17 protein-coding genes are annotated in these 16,878 nt (G+C 68.6%); 5 read left to right on the top strand and 12 right to left on the bottom strand.

Annotated elements, in window-relative coordinates; all coding sequences use genetic code 11:
* Window positions 1-26 precede the first annotated feature (26 nt).
* Complete coding sequence (locus tag C8D87_RS42580; RefSeq protein ID WP_112232141.1) at window positions 27-998, bottom strand: quinone oxidoreductase family protein; 972 nt, start codon at window positions 996-998, stop codon at window positions 27-29.
* A gap of 1 nt (window position 999) precedes the next feature.
* A complete protein-coding gene (locus C8D87_RS42575; protein WP_112232139.1) occupies window positions 1,000-1,800 on the bottom strand; it encodes an SDR family NAD(P)-dependent oxidoreductase in 801 nt (266 codons plus the stop codon).
* Between the two features lie 141 nt (window positions 1,801-1,941).
* On the opposite strand from C8D87_RS42575, the gene fabG reads away from it, so the two are divergent.
* Both fabG and C8D87_RS42565 read left to right on the top strand, forming a co-directional pair.
* Window positions 1,942-2,694, top strand: coding sequence for a 3-oxoacyl-ACP reductase FabG (fabG, locus tag C8D87_RS42570; RefSeq protein ID WP_233442550.1), 753 nt, complete (start codon window positions 1,942-1,944; stop codon window positions 2,692-2,694).
* A 4-nt stretch (window positions 2,695-2,698) separates the two neighbouring features.
* Window positions 2,699-3,151 (top strand): MaoC family dehydratase, encoded by a 453-nt coding sequence (locus C8D87_RS42565; protein ID WP_109638924.1) that lies wholly within the window; start codon window positions 2,699-2,701, stop codon window positions 3,149-3,151.
* A 3-nt stretch (window positions 3,152-3,154) separates the two neighbouring features.
* Here the strand turns inward: C8D87_RS42565 and C8D87_RS42560 are convergent, their stop codons facing one another.
* Window positions 3,155-3,721, bottom strand: coding sequence for a TetR/AcrR family transcriptional regulator (locus tag C8D87_RS42560; protein WP_233442549.1), 567 nt, complete (start codon window positions 3,719-3,721; stop codon window positions 3,155-3,157).
* A gap of 38 nt (window positions 3,722-3,759) precedes the next feature.
* Between C8D87_RS42560 and C8D87_RS42555 the strand changes: the two genes are divergently transcribed.
* On the top strand, window positions 3,760-4,815 hold the full coding sequence (locus C8D87_RS42555; protein ID WP_112232133.1) for a DUF2855 family protein: 1,056 nt from the start codon (window positions 3,760-3,762) through the stop codon (window positions 4,813-4,815).
* Here C8D87_RS42555 and C8D87_RS42550 read toward each other — a convergent pair.
* The 7 genes from C8D87_RS42550 to C8D87_RS42520 all read right to left on the bottom strand — a co-directional run bounded on the left by C8D87_RS42550 (window position 4,805) and on the right by C8D87_RS42520 (window position 11,812).
* Window positions 4,805-5,347 carry a 3'-5' exonuclease gene (locus C8D87_RS42550; protein ID WP_109638927.1) on the bottom strand — a complete coding sequence of 181 codons (543 nt, stop codon included), beginning with the start codon at window positions 5,345-5,347 and terminating at the stop codon, window positions 4,805-4,807. The genes C8D87_RS42555 and C8D87_RS42550 overlap by 11 nt on opposite strands.
* Window positions 5,348-5,369: 22 nt before the next feature.
* Complete coding sequence (locus tag C8D87_RS42545) at window positions 5,370-6,080, bottom strand: hypothetical protein (RefSeq protein ID WP_146772067.1); 711 nt, start codon at window positions 6,078-6,080, stop codon at window positions 5,370-5,372.
* Complete coding sequence (locus C8D87_RS42540) at window positions 6,067-7,497, bottom strand: vWA domain-containing protein (RefSeq protein WP_112232129.1); 1,431 nt, start codon at window positions 7,495-7,497, stop codon at window positions 6,067-6,069. Before C8D87_RS42540 ends, C8D87_RS42545 begins: the two co-directional genes overlap by 14 nt.
* Window positions 7,494-8,621 carry a hypothetical protein gene (locus C8D87_RS42535; protein ID WP_112232127.1) on the bottom strand — a complete coding sequence of 376 codons (1,128 nt, stop codon included), beginning with the start codon at window positions 8,619-8,621 and terminating at the stop codon, window positions 7,494-7,496. Before C8D87_RS42535 ends, C8D87_RS42540 begins: the two co-directional genes overlap by 4 nt.
* A gap of 80 nt (window positions 8,622-8,701) precedes the next feature.
* The gene (locus tag C8D87_RS42530; protein ID WP_109638931.1) at window positions 8,702-9,460 is read right to left on the bottom strand and encodes an SDR family NAD(P)-dependent oxidoreductase; all 759 of its coding nucleotides are present in this window, start codon (window positions 9,458-9,460) and stop codon (window positions 8,702-8,704) included.
* A complete protein-coding gene (locus tag C8D87_RS42525) occupies window positions 9,460-10,656 on the bottom strand; it encodes an acetyl-CoA C-acetyltransferase (RefSeq protein WP_112232125.1) in 1,197 nt (398 codons plus the stop codon). Before C8D87_RS42525 ends, C8D87_RS42530 begins: the two co-directional genes overlap by 1 nt.
* 10 nt (window positions 10,657-10,666) lie before the next feature.
* Complete coding sequence (locus C8D87_RS42520) at window positions 10,667-11,812, bottom strand: acyl-CoA dehydrogenase family protein (RefSeq protein WP_109638933.1); 1,146 nt, start codon at window positions 11,810-11,812, stop codon at window positions 10,667-10,669.
* Between the two features lie 93 nt (window positions 11,813-11,905).
* Between C8D87_RS42520 and C8D87_RS42515 the strand changes: the two genes are divergently transcribed.
* A complete protein-coding gene (locus tag C8D87_RS42515) occupies window positions 11,906-12,529 on the top strand; it encodes a TetR/AcrR family transcriptional regulator (RefSeq protein ID WP_112232123.1) in 624 nt (207 codons plus the stop codon).
* Here C8D87_RS42515 and C8D87_RS42510 read toward each other — a convergent pair.
* Window positions 12,522-12,794 (bottom strand): GlsB/YeaQ/YmgE family stress response membrane protein, encoded by a 273-nt coding sequence (locus tag C8D87_RS42510; protein ID WP_109638935.1) that lies wholly within the window; start codon window positions 12,792-12,794, stop codon window positions 12,522-12,524. The genes C8D87_RS42515 and C8D87_RS42510 overlap by 8 nt on opposite strands.
* Before the next feature lie 86 nt (window positions 12,795-12,880).
* A complete protein-coding gene (locus C8D87_RS42505) occupies window positions 12,881-13,660 on the bottom strand; it encodes a sporulation protein (RefSeq protein ID WP_112232121.1) in 780 nt (259 codons plus the stop codon).
* Window positions 13,661-13,835: 175 nt separating this feature from the next.
* Here C8D87_RS42505 and C8D87_RS42500 point away from each other — a divergent pair, with 175 nt between their 5' ends.
* Window positions 13,836-16,871: a carboxyl transferase domain-containing protein gene (locus C8D87_RS42500; RefSeq protein WP_411711536.1), complete on the top strand. Its 3,036-nt coding sequence runs from the start codon at window positions 13,836-13,838 to the stop codon at window positions 16,869-16,871.
* The last annotated feature ends 7 nt before the right edge of the window (window positions 16,872-16,878 follow it).

Here is a 16,878-nt window from a genome sequence, read left to right as displayed (position 1 = left end):
CCGCCCCCTTCGTCTTGCGTGAAGCGCTAACGCGACGGATCGAGCAGCAGCTTGCCCGCGGTCCTGCGCGACCGCAGGTCCTCGTGCGCCTGCCGGATCTCCCCCATGCCGTACTCCCCACCAGGAACAGCCTTCAACTTGCCGTCACCGACAAGCTGGAACAGCTCAGCCATGGCGCGGTGAGCAAGCGTTCCGTGCTCAGCGTCACGCACCTTCAGAGCGTGCGGCAGCCACATACCCGCAACGGTCGTGGAGTGCACGAGCAGCGCTCCGAGGTCGACCGGCTTCGGCCTTTCCCGCGAGGCCATGCCATAAAACGCAAGCCGCCCGAACGGAGCCAGCGCAACCAGCGACTGATCAGTGGTAGCACCCCCGGTCATGTCCAGCACGATGTCGACGCGCCGTCCGTTGTTCGCCTCGATCAGCGCGGCGGTCATGTCCTCGGCACGCGAGTCGATGGCGACGTCCGCCCCGAGATCGAGCGCCAGCTTCCGCTTGTCGTCGGACGAAGCGGTGGCGATCACGCGACCCGCGCCCCACAGCTTGGCCAGCTGCACCGCGATCGTGCCGACACCACCGGCGGCGGCGTGCACGACAACCGACTCACCGGGCTCCAGGTGAGTCGACTTGCGCAGCAGCAACCACGCCGTGGCGCCCTGCACGATCAACGACAGTGCCGTGAGGTCGTCCACCGCGTCCGGCACGTCGAACGTCGTCAACGCGGGCGCGACGGCCTTCTCCGCGTAGCCGCCGGAGTTCTTGGTGAGCGCGACGACCCGCCGGCCATCCGCAGTGGTACCAACGACTTCTCCGCCCGGCACCAGCGGCAGCGTCATCTTCGCCAGGTAGGAGTTCTCCGCCTGGTGCGTGTCCGCGTAGTTGAGCCCGGCGCGCGAGACGTCGATCAGCACCTCGCCCTCGCCCGGCACCGGATCAGGCAGCTCCACCTGCCGCAGCACCTCGGGCCCGCCGAACTCGGTGATCTGGATGGCACGCACGTCAGCTCTCCTTGAGCGCGATGGAAATGGGGTCCTTGCGAGCGGCCTCGACCCGTGAGCCGTCAGCGGCCCTCGGCCCCGGCGGGTTCCGGAACCCGAACGGCTCCGACGGGCGTCCGAACTGGACGAACCACGCCTCGCCGGTCCCGGAACCTTCCACGATGGACATGAACGCGTCCACCACGGCCGACACCGGCAGGATCGGCATCCCGATGTCCTCCAGCGTCGACCGCAGCGGGGTGATGATGTTGGTGTCGGCGAACGCGGGACAGAGCGCGTTCACCCGGACGTCGGCGTACGCACCGCCCAGAGCTCGAACCAGTCCGACCACGGCAGCCTTGTTGGCGCCGTAGACCGGATCGCCAGGCATCGGCATGAGACCGGCCATCGACGCCGTAGCGATGATCTGCCCACCCCGCGACCGCAACGCGGGCAGAGCAGCGTGCACGCCGTAGACCACGCCATCGAGGTTGATGGCCATCGCACGGCGATAGAGCTCGATGTCGAAGTCGTCACCCAACGAGCAGCCGGTGCCGATGCCCGCGTTCAGGAAGGCGATGTCGAGCCCGCCGAACTCGCGCACGGCGACGTCGACCGCGGCAGCGGAGTCCTCCGGAACCGTCACGTCGCAGCGCACGAAAACGCCACCGACCTCGTCGGCGACGACTTTGCCCTGGTCAGCGTCGATGTCGGCGACGACGACCCGAGCCCCGAGCGACGCCAGCCGGCGGGCAGAGGCGGCGCCGATGCCGTTCGACCCACCCGTGATGAGTGCGACCTTGCCGGTGAGTTCCACGGGCATCTGCCTCCTCGCTGAGACGACTTCTTCGCAACATTCCGACCAGTCGGTATGGTCGTCCGGACAGCGCTGGACGTCAAGCGGACTGATAGGTACGTTACTAAGCGCTTGCTTAGCTCACCATCCCTCAACGAAGGAGGACCCGTGGCCGACAGGGTTGCGATCGTCACCGGCGCGGCGCGCGGTATCGGTGCCGCCGTCGCGCAGCGTCTCGCCGCGGACGGTCTGGCCGTCGCGTTGCTCGACCTCGACGAGCAGGGTGTGCTCGACGGCGCCGACAAGATCGTCGCGGGCGGTGGGCGCGCCATCGGCCTCAAGGTCGACGTGTCCGACGAGGAGCAGGTCAACGCCGCGGTCGCGAAGGTCGCCGAGAAGCTGGGCCCGCCGACCGTGCTGATCAACAACGCGGGCGTGCTGCGCGACAACCTGCTGTTCAAGATGACCACCGAGGACTGGGACACCGTCATGAACGTGCACCTGCGCGGCGCGTTCCTGATGAGCAAGGCCGTGCAGGCCCACCAGACGAAGGAAGGCTTCGGCCGCATCGTCAACCTCAGCTCCACGTCCGCTCTCGGCAACCGCGGCCAGGCCAACTACTCCGCTGCCAAGGCCGGTCTGCAGGGGTTCACCAAGACCCTCGCGATCGAGCTCGGCAAGTTCGGCGTCACGGTCAACGCGATCGCGCCCGGCTTCATCGCCACCGAGATGACCAAGGCGACCGCCGAGCGCATGAAGATCTCGTTCGAGGACCTGATCAACGGTGCCGCGCAGACGATCCCGGTCGCGCGCGTCGGCCAGCCCGAGGACATCGCGCACACCGCGTCGTTCCTCGTGAGCGAGGGCGCCGGCTTCGTGTCCGGCCAGGTCATCTACGTCGCCGGCGGACCGAAGGACTGAGCGGATGCGCGCTTTCGAGAACATCGACGAGCTGGTCGCCGCCAAGGGCGAGCACCTCGGTTTCGGCGAGTGGCACGAGGTCACGCAGGAGCAGGTCAACCTCTTCGCCGACGCGACGCTGGACCACCAGTGGATCCACGTCGACGTCGAGAAGGCGAAGCAGGGCCCGTTCGGCGGCCCGGTGGCGCACGGCTACCTGACGCTATCGCTGGTGCCGTACCTGGTGCGCGACATCTACACCGTCAAGAACATCAAGATGGGCGTCAACTACGGCAGCAACAAGGTCCGCTTCCCGCAGCCGGTGCTCGTGGGCGCGAGGGTGCGCGCGGGCGTCGAGCTGCTGGACATCTCGGACATCTCGCTGGGCAAGCAGCTCGTGACCAAGGTCGTCGTCGAGATCGAGGGCAGCGACAAGCCCGCGTGCGTCGCCGAGATCGTCAGCGTGATCGTCCCCTAGAGATCAGACACCGAGGCTGTGGATCAGCAGATCCGCGTAGTGCTCCGCCAGCCGCCCGGCCGGGATCTCCCCGTCCGGGCGGTACCACGTGCCCAGGTGGTGCAGCGACCCGAAGAAGTAGTGGGTGGCCAGATCAGCGGGCACGTCGGCGCGGAAGGTCCCGTCCCGCTGCCCTTCCTCGACCAGCCCGCGGAACTTCTCGTGGTACCGCCGCCGTTCCGCCCGCACTTCCTTCTGCTTCTCCGCGGAGAGGTGGTCGATCGAGCGGAAGAACACCTTGGCGGCGTCGAAGTTGTCGACACTGGTGACGATCACGTCGACGGCCGCCTCGCGCAGCCGGTCGGTGATCGGCCCGTCCCCGTTCGCGATCTTCTCCAGCCGCTCGGTCTGCATCCGCAGCAACCGCCCGTAGATCTCGTGCAGCAGGTCGTCCTTAGACCCGAAATAGTGGTACATCGCGCCTTTGGTGACACCGGCGCGCTCCACGATCTCCTGCACGGCGACCCGCTCGTACCCCTTGTCCGCGAACAGGCGGGTGGCGGCGTCGATCAGTCTTTCAGGCACGGTCACGACCGGAGCGTACCTCCCGACCAAGGAGAATCCTGGCAATGATCAGTCGTTGGACCGTCGTCGTTGACCGCGACGACCTCACCAAAACCGAAGTCCTGCACGACGAACTCCCCGAGTCCTCCGAGCTGTCCGACTGCGAGGTGCTGCTCCGCGTCGACCGGGTCGGCCTCACCGCCAACAACGTCACCTACGGCGTGATCGGCGACATGATCGGCTACTGGCGCTTCTTCCCCACCGCCGCCGAGGGCCGCGGCGTCATCCCGGTGTGGGGCTTCGCCGACGTCGTCGACTCCACAGTGGACGCCCTGCCGGCCGGCACCCGCGTCTACGGCTACCTGCCGATGGCGAGCCACCTCGTCGTGCGCGCCAAGCTGACCTCAGCGGGCTTCGTCGACACGGCCGAGCACCGCGCCGACCTGCCGGCCGTGTACAACAGCTACCTGGTCACGTCGAAGGACCCGGCCTACGACGCCCAGCAGGAAGACCTGCAGGTGCTGTACCGCCCGCTGTTCCTGACGTCGTTCCTGCTCGCCGACCAGCTGGCGGACAACGACTTCCACGGCGCCCGCACCGTCGTGATCTCCTCCGCCTCCAGCAAGACGGCGTTCGGCACCGCCCAGTGCCTCAAGGACAAGGGCGTACGGCTGGTGGGCCTCACCTCGCCGCGCAACGTGGAGTTCACGACCGGCCTCGGCCTCTACGACAGCGTGCTCCCCTACGACGCTTTGGTGGATGTCGAACCTTCGGTCTACCTCGACTTCAGCGGCTCGGCCGACCTGCGTTCAACGCTGCACGACCGCCTCGGCGACAACCTGGTCAAGGACATCTCGATCGGTCTCACCCAGCAGAAGGCCTCGGCCGACCCGCGGTCGGAGTTCTTCTTCGCTCCCGAGCAGCTGCGCAAGCGCACCGCCGACTGGGGCTCCGAGGGTCTCGCTGAGCGTTTCGGCGCGGCCTGGCGCGCGTTCACCGCTCAGGCCGGCGACTGGGTGAGCGTCGTTCAGCACAGTGGTCCGGACGAGCTCGCCGAGGTGTGGCAGGCCGTGCTGGCGGGCAAGACGGACCCGAGCACGGCCGACGTGATCACTTTCTGAGCAGCCCGGCCAGCAGGCCCGCGATGTTGTAGGCGTCGTCGTGGCCGCGGTGGTGCGTGCCGTCGAGCTGCCGCCCGGCGATGCGCACCGCCTCTGCCATCCCGACCTCGCGCGGCAACACGTGCACCAACGCGAAGAGCGTCTTCACGTTGACGTGCCGCGGCCCGAACGGGTACTTCACGCCGAAGTCCGCACACTGCCGCTCGAACATCTTCCGGTCGTAGTCACCGTACGAGGCCCAGACCCGGCGATCCGACCGGAACTCCTTGCGCAGCAAAGCGCAGGCCTCGGCGAACGAGACACCACCGTCGACATCGGCCTGTGTCAGCGTCGTCAGCCGAGTGCAGAACGGACTGACGGACGACCGCGAAGGCCGCACGAGAATGCTGCGCCGCGAGCCGCGGACGCCAGTGGCGACCTCGACCGGGCAGATGCCGATCTCGATGATCTCCGAGACCTCACCGGGAGGCGGAGATCCTTCCCAACACGTCGACTCCACGTCGACGACCAGTACGTGGTCCAGCGATATCACGCGCTGATCGTCCCCTGCCCGTCTACTGGAATACGACGACCGGCAGCACCACGATCTCGCCGGTCTCCGCGTTCCACGACTGGACCTTGCCCAGGCACCGCGCGTTGAACTGGCCCGGCGGCAGGGTGTCGCGCAGGCTCGCGCGGTCGCACTCGACGCGGACGCGGTGCTTGCCGGCCGGGGCGAGCAGCACCGCCTTCTCGTCGGTTCCCCCGTCGAGCTGGAACCGGCCGCGCAGCGACACGTAGTCGCGGATGTCGTTGAGCCGTCTTGCTTTCCCGCGGCGCCACGCCTCGTCGGCGACGATCGTCTGCGTCGTCAGGTCGACGTCCACCACGCCGTGCGCGGCGCGCAGTCCCGCCAGCACGACGCCGATGACGTCGATCTCCGTCGCGGGTTTCTCGTAGTTGGCCGTGTTCTGCTCGATCACCGAGCCGTCCACACCGATGCCGAACTCGCTGGGGCCCACCTGCAGCTTGCCGTTCTTGGTGACGGTGATCTGCTTGACGAACTGCCGGGTGACCGCGTCGTCGTACCGGCCCACCTTGCACAGGTTGATCATTCTCAGGCCGTGCACGTAGAACAGCAGGCCCGGCACCTCGGACTGCGGGACGCGCCGCCGCGCCCACCGCACCGCCAGGACGACCACCACGACGAACGCGATCAGCGTCGCGACCCACAGCAGGATCCAGCCCCACGACACGGACCACCAGAGCGCTCTATCGACACCCACGGATCTCCCTCACCGCCTCCAGCAACGACTTCGCGCCGGCGTCCACGAGTCGGCCGCCGCTGGCCTGGGCCACGCGGTCCAGCTCCGCCACCGAGGCCTCGCCGAACCTGACCGGGTACACGGGCACCTCGCCCCGCCCTACGCGGAGGAACTCGTCGACTGACGGGCCCGCGTTGTTCTCGCCGTCCGTCATCAGCACGACCGTCGTCTCACCGCGGGCGAGGCGCAGCGCGTGGTCCAGCGCGGCCCAGATCGCGGTGTTGTCCCGCAGGTCGTCGGACGCCACGACGGCCAGCAGCGCGTCGAGGTCCGGCCGGCCGCGCACCGTGATCGACCGCTCCTCCAGCACGGAGCCCGCGAACCGCACGATCGTGACCGTCTCGCCGGTGTAGAAGCGGTCGAACCCGTTGAGGGACGCGAACGCCTCCCGCAACGCGGCGATTCGCGGGCCGCGCATGGACGTCGAGTAGTCCAGCACGAAGATCACCTGGCGGCCGTCGCCCGCGCGGTCGTGGAAGACGAGCAGCCGGTCGAGGACCTGCTGGGTGTCCGGGAAGTACAGCGCGGTGCCGATGCCGGTGCGCAGCTTCTCGTCGCGCGGGGTGGCCGGGTCGACGGGGCGGCGCCAGGTGCGTTCGGCGATCATCCGCTGCGCCGCGGGCGACCGCAGCCACTCCACGACCCGGTCGTAGGCGGCCCGGTGCGCGGGATCGACCAGCATGAGCGGGTAGTCCGACAGCACGATGCCGTCGCGCGGGTAGACGATCTCCAGCGGCTCGGAGACACGTCCGGACGCGTTGAGCGCCAGCAGTTCCGACTCGTGCGCGACCACTCCGTCCACATCGGACTGGCGGCGGGTGTACTCGGAGATCGGGTCCGGCACGTCGAAGACCCGCCCCGCCAGGAATCCCTGCAGGCGGTCGCAGCTCACGTCCTCGGGCCGCAACGCCGCTCCGGTGCCCGCGGCCGCCGTGGCGACCCCGATGAGCGCGGCCATCCCGCCACCGGACACCTGCGGATCAGCCATGCCATAGCGAAACTCCCCCACCGCGGCCCGGTCGGCGACGTCCGCCCACGTCGGCTTCTCGCCGAGCACGGCCCGCTTGCCCGGCTTCACGCCGAGCACCACCGGGGACGTCATGATGCTCGACGACAGCGCGGGCTCGGCGCCCCGCAGCCGCAGGAACCTGTTGGTGGACAACCACGCCAGGTCGAACCCGGCGAGCGACCGGCTGGCCTCGACCGTGCCGCGGTGCTCGACCGCCAGCTCGACCCCGGTGGCGCGCTTCAGTTCCGCGAGCACGGGACCGAGGTCGGCGAGCTCCGGGCTCGCCACCACCTTCAACCGGACCGGCTCCGGCGTGCTGGCCGTGCACGCGGCCAGCAGGAGCAGCACCACCGCGGCGAGGATCCTCATCGGCAGTCGCCGACCACGTCGAGCATGCGCTCGAAGAGCTCCGCCTTGGGCAGCGCCACCCGCCCCGTCTCACCGCTCGGCGGCTCCGGCAGCCCCTGCCCGGTGAGGTGGCCGGCGAAGTCCTGCTCCGTCGCGCCGTTCCAGCCCAGTGAGTGGAAACCCAGCTCGACCGCGCGCCGCCGCAGCGCAGGGTCGGTCATCATCAGCTCGCCTATCCGGTCGCCCTCTGGCGAGAACGAGATCAGCTCTGGCGTGCTCTGGTGCTGCACGGTCGGGTAGAGCAGCACGCGCTCCTTGTCGGCACCCCGTCTGTTCAGCTGGTGGGCGAGGTACTGGTGTTCGTAGATCACCGCGATGACCGCGTGCGTCGGCCCCTCCGGCGCGAAGTACTTCGGCGCCATGTCCTCACCGGCCTGGCCCTGCGCGTCGACGTGCGGCTTGACCTCTCTGGCCCGTGCCTCAGCGTCCGCCACGGTCTGGGGCGGGTTGTCGTCGACGGCGGACGCGAGGAACCCGACCAGCACCGCTCCCGAATAGGCCTTGCACGGGTCCGGTGACTGGATGATCACCCGGTTGCCGTTGGCCAGCTTGTAATCGCTCCACCGCTTGTGCGCAACGACCAGCTTCATGAACTGGTCGACGTCCAGGTTGTAGTAAAACGGTTGCTCGCCCCTGTCGTACGGCGTCGCCACACCCGCTTTGACGAGCGCCTCGGCGTACTCCCGGAACGTACCGAGCACGACTGGCGTGAAGAACGGCCGGAACGGCACCGCGTGCTTCCCCGTCCGCCGGGCCTTCACGTGCTCGTTCGCCACGTGCCCGGAGGGGAACACGAAGTGGTAGGAGTCCAGGTCGGGCGTGCGGGCCAGGTCGCGGGAGCCGACCGGCGTCACGTGCACCTGGTAGCCGCGCGCCATGAGGATGCGCTTGACCTGCTCGTCCTGGAAGAAGTCGCGCTTGGACGCGAGCATCGCGCGCACCACGGTGATGTGCCGGAACGGACCGGTGACGTGCCCGGAGACCAGCAACACCGTCAGGCCGGCCGCGAACACCGCGAGCGGCGGCACGAACCACAGCAGGAACCGTTTTCGCGGATCGACGGCTTTGAACTCCGGCTCATGCACGGCTCCCCCTCATGCAAAACGGCCCCCTCGACAAGGATTAGACGCGTCGAGGAGGCCGTTTTGCATTACGCCGATCAGGGTCAAACGATGACGGCTCCACCGTCGACCACGAGCGTCGCACCGGTCACGTACCCACCGGCCGGTGAGGCCAGGAAGACGACGGCCGCGGCCAGCTCCTCCGGATCACCGATGCGACCGGAGGGCAGGGCCGCCTGCATCTTCTCCATGTAGCCGGGCGGGTACTGGTCGGTCATCTCCGAGGAGAAGAACCCTGGGCAGATCGCGTTGACGCGAATGCCCTTGCGCCCGGTCCACTGCTGCGCCAGATCGCGCGTCAGGCCCAGCAGACCGGCCTTCGACGCCGAGTAGGCCGCCTGCGGGATGCCACCGGTCACGAGCCCCAGCACGCTGGAGATGTTGATGATCGACCCGCCGGACTTCATCACCGAAGCCGCCGCCTGCGCCATCCAGTACGCGCCGTTGAGGTTCACGTCCATGACGCCGAGGAACTCCTCCGGCGTCTCGCGCGACGCCGGCACCGCCGAGGCGACACCCGCGTTGTTCACCAGCACCGCCACGGTGCCGAACTCAGCCGCCGCACGCGCCACCTCACGGCAGTCGTCGGGCTGCGAAACGTCCGCCTGCACCACAAGAGCACGCCGCCCGACCGACTCGACGAGCGCAGCCGTGTCCTTCAGCTTGTCCGCACGACGTGCCGCCAGCACCACGTCCGCGCCCGCCTCGGCCAGACCGCGCGCGAACGCCACACCGAGACCAGAGGACGCGCCCGTGACGATCGCGACCTTCCCGTCCAGCCGGAACTTGTCCAGGATGCCCACTACGAAAGCCTTTCCAGGATGATCGCCATGCCCTGTCCGCCACCGACGCACATCGTCTCGAGACCGAACTGGGCGTCGCGGGCCTGCATGCCGTTGATCAGCGTCGTCATGATCCGCGCACCGGTCGAGCCGAACGGGTGCCCGAGAGCGATGGCACCACCGTGCACGTTCAGCTTGTCGATGTCGATGCCCAGCTGCCGCTGACTGCCGAGCACCTGCACCGCGAACGCCTCGTTGATCTCCACCAGGTCTATGTCCGAAATGGACAGACCGGCGTGCGCCAGAGCCTGGCGGGTCGCGTCGACCGGGCCGAGCCCCATGATCTCCGGCGAAAGCCCGGAGACACCCGTGGACACGATGCGTGCCAACGGAGTCAGCCCGAGCTCACGCGCCCGCACGTCACTCATGATCACCACCGCGGCGGCACCGTCGTTCAACGGGCAGCAGTTGCCGGGCGTCACCGTGCCCTCGGGCCGGAACGACGGCTTCAGCGCCGAAACAGCCTCGTAGGTGACGCCGGCACGGGGTCCGTCGTCGGTGGAAACGACCGTGCCGTCGGGCAGCACCACCGGCGTGATCTCGCGGGCGAAGAACCCGTCCGCGATCGCCTTCTCCGCGAGGTTGTGCGACCGCACGCCGAACTCGTCCTGGTCGTGCCGCGAGATGCCCATCTGCGTGGCGACGTTCTCCGCCGTCTGCCCCATCGCGATGTAGTAGTCGGGCAGCTTGCCGTCGAGCCGCGGGTCGGTCCAGGCGACGTTGGACGCCGCCGTGTCCAGCGTCCGCTGCTGAGCCTCGTCGAACAACGGGTTGAACGACGGCGCACCGGAGTGCATGTACCGGGAGACGCACTCGACACCCGCGGAGATGAACGCGTGCCCCTCCCCCGCCTTGATCGCGTGGAAGGCCATGCGCGCGGTCTGCACCGAAGAAGCGCAGAACCGGTTCACGGTCGTGCCCGGCAGGTTGTCGTAACCGAGCTGCACGGCGACACGGCGCGCGATGTTCTGGCCGTGCTCGTCCTGCGGCTCGGCACAACCGAGGTGCAGGTCGGTGATCTCGGTGGCCGGAACGTCCTTCAGCGCCGCGGAAATCACCTGCGCGGCGAGGTCGTCCGGGCGCAACGAGACCAGAGATCCCTTGCGCGCACGGCCGATCGGCGACCGGGCGGTGGAAACGATGACTGCTTCAGCCACAAGACACCCCTTACAGGCCCAGGTCGCGGCCGATGAGTTCCTTCATGATCTCGTTGGAGCCCGCCCAGATCTTCGTGACACGGGCGTCCATCCAGGCGCGGGCGACGCGGTACTCGGTCATGTAGCCGTAGCCGCCGTGCAGCTGCACACATGCGTCGATGACGTCGTTCTCGACCTCGGCGCTCCAGTACTTCGCCTGCGCCGCCTCGACGGAGGTCAGCTCGCCCCGGACGTGCTGCATGGTCAGGGTGTCGACGAACGCCTGCGTGACGTCGAGCTTGGTGCGCAGCTCCGACAGCAGGAACTTGTTGTGCTGGAACTTGCCGATCGCCTGCCCGAACGCCTTGCGCTCCTTCACGTACTCGAGCGTCTCGTCGAAGACACCCTGCGCGTGCGCGAGGTTCGAGATGGCGGCACCGATCCGCTCCTGCGGCAGGCGTTCCATCATGTAGATGAAGCCCTTGTCGACCTCGCCGATCACGTTCGCGGACGGCAGGCGCACGTCGGAGAAGAACAGCTCCGCGGTGTCGGACGGGTGCTGGCCGACCTTGTCGAGCTTGCGGCCGCGCTCGAAGCCGGGCATGCCGGTCTCGACGGCGAACAGCGTGATGCCCTTCGCACCCTTCGACGGGTCCGTGCGGGCCGCCACGACGATCATGTCGGCGGTGTAGCCGTTGGTGATGAACGTCTTGGAGCCGTTGAGGATCCAGTCGTCACCGTCACGCACGGCGTTGGTCTTCAGCGCGGCGAGGTCGGAGCCGCCGGACGGCTCGGTCATCGCGATACCGGTCTTGATCTCACCGGTGCACATGCCGGGCAGCCAGCGCTGCTTCTGCTCCTCGGTGCACAGGTCGACGAGGTAAGGCGCCACGACGTCGCCGTGGATGCCCAGCGACGACGCGACTGCGGCGTTGACCCGGCACAGCTCCTCGGCGAACACGGTGTTGAACCGGTAGTCGTTCGCGCCGCTGCCGCCGTACTCCTCGGGGATCTCGAGCCCCAGCAGGCCCTGGCGACCGGCCTCCAGCCACACGTCGCGGTCGATCACGCGCTGCTCGATGAACTTCTCGACGTTCGGCGTGATCGTGCGCTCGACGAACGCTTTCGCCGACTCCCGGAACGCGGCGTGATCCTCGTTGAACAGCGTCCGCTGCACGACTACCTCCATACTAAGCGGTTGCTTAGCGCTAAGCGCCCGCTTAGCGTGCAGTACGATTCATCACCTGTCAACACGCGAGGAGCAGGCCCGATGACGACGACCGGACTGGATGAGTTCGCGCTGCTCGACGAGACGTGGCGCTCGGTCACCCCGGACGCCGCCCGCCGCATGCTCATCGCCGCCGCGCACGCGTTCGCGGGCAAGGGATATCACGCCACGACGACCCGAGACATCGCCTCTCTGGCGGGAATGTCGCCGGCGGCCGTGTACATCCACTACCGGTCCAAAGAGGAGCTCCTCTTCAACATCTCGCTCGTCGGTCACGAGACGTCGCTCAAGCTGTTGTCCCGCATCCAGGGCGGCGACGTGGTGGAACGGCTGAGGAACGCGGTGGCGGCGTTCGCGGGCTGGCACGCGGAGTTCCACACGACGGCGCGGGTGGTGCAGTACGAGCTCGGCGCGCTCTCCCCAGAGCACCACGCGCAGGTGGCGGAGCTGCGCCGGCAGATCGACCAGCAGATGCGGTCCTACATCGCGGACGGCGTGGCCGAGGGCGTCTTCGACGTCCCGGACCTGAAGGGCGCGACGCTCGCCGTCCTGTCGCTGTGCATCGACGTCGCGCGCTGGTACCAGCCCGGCGGAAAGCGGACCCCGGACGAGATCGGCGCGTTGTACGCCGACCTCGTCCTCAGGATGCTCCGCCCGGCTAACTGACCGACTTGCGGCCGTACACCCCCGCCACGACCGAGACGCCGATCGCCGCGACGATGATCTGAACGATCACTTCGATCCAGTCGATGCCGGGTGTGGTCTGCACGCCGAGCAGCTTCGCGATCCACGACCCGATGAACGCGGCCGCGATGCCGACCAGCAGGGTCAGCCAGATCGGGATGGCCTGTTTGCCCGGTGCGAACAGCTTGCCGAGCAGGCCGAGGATCAGACCGATGATGAGTGCGCCGATGATGCTGTCGATGGTCACGACCGCCTCCTACGCCAGTCCCCGTTTGAGGTGGGGGATCTCGCAGAAAATCATCCCGTCACTCGTCGCGGTCCGCAGCTCGAGAGCTACCAGCGGCTACCGGAGACCTGGCTCATCCACTGGTTGATCGTGGCGGTCCAGTCGGTGCCGGCGGCCTGCTGGTGCGACACGGCGAACCTGCCGTAGGCGTCGCCGCCCGCACGGAGCAGGCCGGCGCGCTTGTCCGCCTCCAGGACCACGTGCAGCTCGGTCGGCGTCGTCACGAAGGTCAGCTCGACCTGCTTGACGCGGCCGGCGAACTGCGGCGGCGGGTAGAACTCGATCTCCTGGTAGAACGGCAGCTGCTGCGGCACGCCGTGGATGCGGCCGCGCTCGTTGTCCGCCTTGGTGAAGCGGAAGCCCATCTGCCCGAAAGCCTGCAGCACCGCGTCCTGCGACGGCAGCGGGTGCACCCAGATCGGGTCGAGGTCACCGGGGTCGACAGCGCCGCGGACCTCCAGCTCGGTGCGCAGGCCCAGCTGCATGCCGGAGAGCTGCATGCCTCCCACGACGTTGAGCGGGCACTCGAACGGCACCGGAACCTGGAACGGCAGCGAGAGGTTCTGGTGCGGCTGCGCCATGATCCGCTGTCCCACGGAGAACTTGTGGAACTCCATGTTGGTGTTGTACTCGTTGTCGCCGCTCTCGACCTCGACGCGGGTGAGCAGCGCCAGCGTGACGTGGTCGATCTCGGCGGGGTGGTCGCCACCGGCGATCCTGACCTCGCCCGACAACATCTCGCCGGGACGCACGTTCGGGTTGGTCAGCACCGTGTCGACAGTCGGCCCGCCCACGCCGAACGCGCGCAACATCCTCTTGAACACCACTGCGGCCTCCTGAAGCCCTTCGCAACTTTGCGGGGAAGTCTGCCCACTGAATCGTCGGTTCGCGCTGAAGCGTTCCGTTGACGTCTCACCTCCCCGATCGGTTCCGTATGGACTTCTGTTGACCTCAGGTGGCAACATGCGACCGCCGTCACATACTAAGCGGTCGCTCAGGAGGATTGCCGTGCTGCTCGTCGCCAACCGGGGTGAGGTCGCCGTCCGCGTGCTGCGCGCGGCCGCTGACCTGGGCATCCGCACCGTGGCGGTGTACGCGGAGGACGACGCCTCCGCCCTGCACGTGACGCTGGCGGACCGCGCGGTCGCGCTCCGTGGAGATGCGCCCTACCTGGACGTGGATCAGCTGCTGGATGCGGCGGACGGCTGTCAGGCGGTGCATCCGGGGTGGGGTTTCCTCTCCGAGAACGCCGGCTTCGCCCGTGCCTGCGAGGCGCGCGGGCTGACGTTCGTGGGGCCGCGGCCGGACGTGCTGGAGCTGCTGGGCGACAAGCGCCGGGCACGGGATCTGGCGGCTTCGCTGGGGATTCCGGTGCTGGACGCGGCACCGGGCGAGTTCCCCGTGATGGTCAAGGCGGTCGCCGGCGGTGGCGGCAAGGGCATGCGGGCGGTGTACGCGCCCGAGGACCTCGACAGCGCCGTCGAGGCGTGCCGGGCGGAAGCGCTGGCGGCGTTCGGGGTCGGGGACGTCTACTTCGAACGGTTGCTGCCCTCCGCCCGGCACATCGAGGTGCAGCTGGTCGGCACGTCGGTGGTCGGTGACCGCGACTGCTCCCTGCAGCTGCACCATCAGAAGGTCGTGGAGATCGCTCCGGCGCCCCTGCTGGATCCGTCGCTGCGCAAGGCACTTCACGAAGCGGCCGCCGCCATCGCCTCCGCTGTCGGGTACACCGGGGTCGGCACGGTGGAGTTCCTGGTGGCCGGGGACTCGTTCGCGTTCCTGGAAGTCAACCCGCGGTTGCAGGTCGAGCACACCGTGACCGAGATGGTGTCCGGTGTGGACCTCGTGCGCACCCAGCTGTTGCTGGCCTGGGGCGGCGACGTCGACTTCACCCCGGCTGATCGCGGTGCGGCAGTGCAGGTGCGGGTGAACCAGACGTCCGGTGGCGTGTTGTCGACGTTCGCGCTGCCTTCCGGGCCTGGAATCCGCGTCGACACGCACGGGTATCCGGGCTACCGGGTCGGGACGCGGTACGACGGGTTGCTGGCGAAGCTCGTGGTGCACGGTGAGGATCTCGACGTCGCCCTGAACCGGGCGCGGCGGGCGTTGCGCGACTTCCGGATCGAGGGCGTCTCGACGAACCTGGAGTTCCTGAAGTCGCTGCTGTCCCGCGACATCGTCGGGGCGACCACGGACTTCGTGGCCGAGGAGCCGGCTTCCGGCATGCGGGCTCCGCTGGCGGGCACCGTCGTGGCCGTGACGGCTGATTCGGTTGTGCTGGAAGCGATGAAGATGCAGCACGTCGTGCGCGTGTCCGGCGATGTGCTGGTGGCCGTGGGCGACACGGTCGCGGAGGGGCAGCTGCTCGCGTCCGGTTCGGGTGAGTCCACCGAGGACTCGGCCGAGGTCGATCTCGAGCACGTCCGGCCGGATCTGGCCGAGGTGCTCGAACGCCATCAGCTCGATCGTCCCGAAGCTGCCGCGCGACGACACGCCGCCGGCGGGCGGACCGCGCGCGAGAACATCGCGGACCTCTGTTCGTCCTTCGTCGAGTACGGCGGACTGGCGATCGCCGCCCAACGCCAGCGCCGCTCGCTTCAGGAGCTGATCGAGCGCACTCCCGCCGACGGCCTGGTGGCCGGCATCGGCGTCGTGAACGGCCAACGCATCGTGGCGATGTCCTACGACTACGCCGTGCTCGCCGGCACCCAGGGCCTGCGCAACCATCAGAAGAAGGACAGGTTGTTCGCCCTGGCACAGCAGGAGAACCTGCCCGTGGTGCTGTTCGCCGAGGGTGGCGGCGGACGTCCAGGCGACACCGACCACAGCATGGTCAGCGGCCTCGACTGCGGCTCGTTCCACGCGTTCGCCCGGCTGAGCGGCCAGGTCCCGCTGATCGGGATCGTCGCGGGCCGCTGCTTCGCGGGCAACGCGGTGCTGCTCGGCACGTGCGACGTGATCATCGCGGTGGACGGCGCGAACATCGGCATGGGCGGCCCGGCGATGATCGAGGGCGGCGGCCTGGGCACGTTCCGGCCGGAGGACATCGGCCCGCTCGACGTGCAGGTGCCCAACGGCGTCGTGGACATCGCCGTGCGCACCGAAGAGGAAGCGGTGGCCGTCGCCAAGAAGTACCTCTCGTACTTCCAGGCTCCAGCAGGCTTCCAGGCTCCCGCAGGCGTCCCCTCGCCGAACGCGCAGCCTTCGTCCGCGCCCTCGGGGGAACCCCTGAATCCAATTCTCCCAGACAGCACCGACAATTCCGGTTCGTGGAAGTGCGCCGACCAGCGCCTCCTCCGCCACGCCATCCCGCAGAACCGCCTCCGCGCCTACGACATCCGCAAGGTCATCGACACCCTCGCGGACACCGGCTCGGTCCTGGAGCTGAGGAACGGCTTCGGCAAGGCCATCGTCACCGCCCTGATCCGCGTGGAAGGCCGCCCGCTCGCCCTGATCGCCAACGACCCCAACGTCCTGGGCGGCGCGATCGACGCCGACGCCGCCGACAAGTGCGCCCGCTTCCTCCAGCTCGCGGACGCGTTCGATCTCCCGGTCGTCTCCCTGGCTGACACCCCGGGCTTCATGGTCGGCCCCGACGCCGAACGCACCGCCACGGTCCGCCACCTGACCCGCATGGTCGTCACCGGCGCCAACCTCACCGTCCCCTTCGGACTGGTGATCCTGCGCAAGGCGTACGGCCTCGGCGCCCAGGCGATGGCGGCCGGCTCGCTCAAGGTTCCCCAGTTCGCCGTCTCCTGGCCCACCGGCGAGTTCGGCCCGATGGGCCTCGAAGGCGCGGTCAAGCTCGGGTTCAGACGCGAGCTCGACGCCATCGAGGACCCCGAAGAACGCAAGCAGCGCTTCGACCAGATGGTCGCGAGCGCGTACGAACACGGCAAAGCGCTGAACGTCGCGAGTGTCTTCGAGATCGACGACGTGATCGACCCGGCCGACACGCGCCGCTGGATCGCCACCGCGCTCGCCCCCGCAACTTCCCGCCCCCAAGGGAAGAAACGCCCGTTCGTCGATACCTGGTGAGGAGAAG

It is taken from the genome of Lentzea atacamensis, from assembly GCF_003269295.1.
In the GTDB taxonomy this organism is placed as follows: domain Bacteria; phylum Actinomycetota; class Actinomycetes; order Mycobacteriales; family Pseudonocardiaceae; genus Lentzea; species Lentzea atacamensis.
This window is presented reverse-complemented; position numbering and strand designations above follow the sequence as displayed.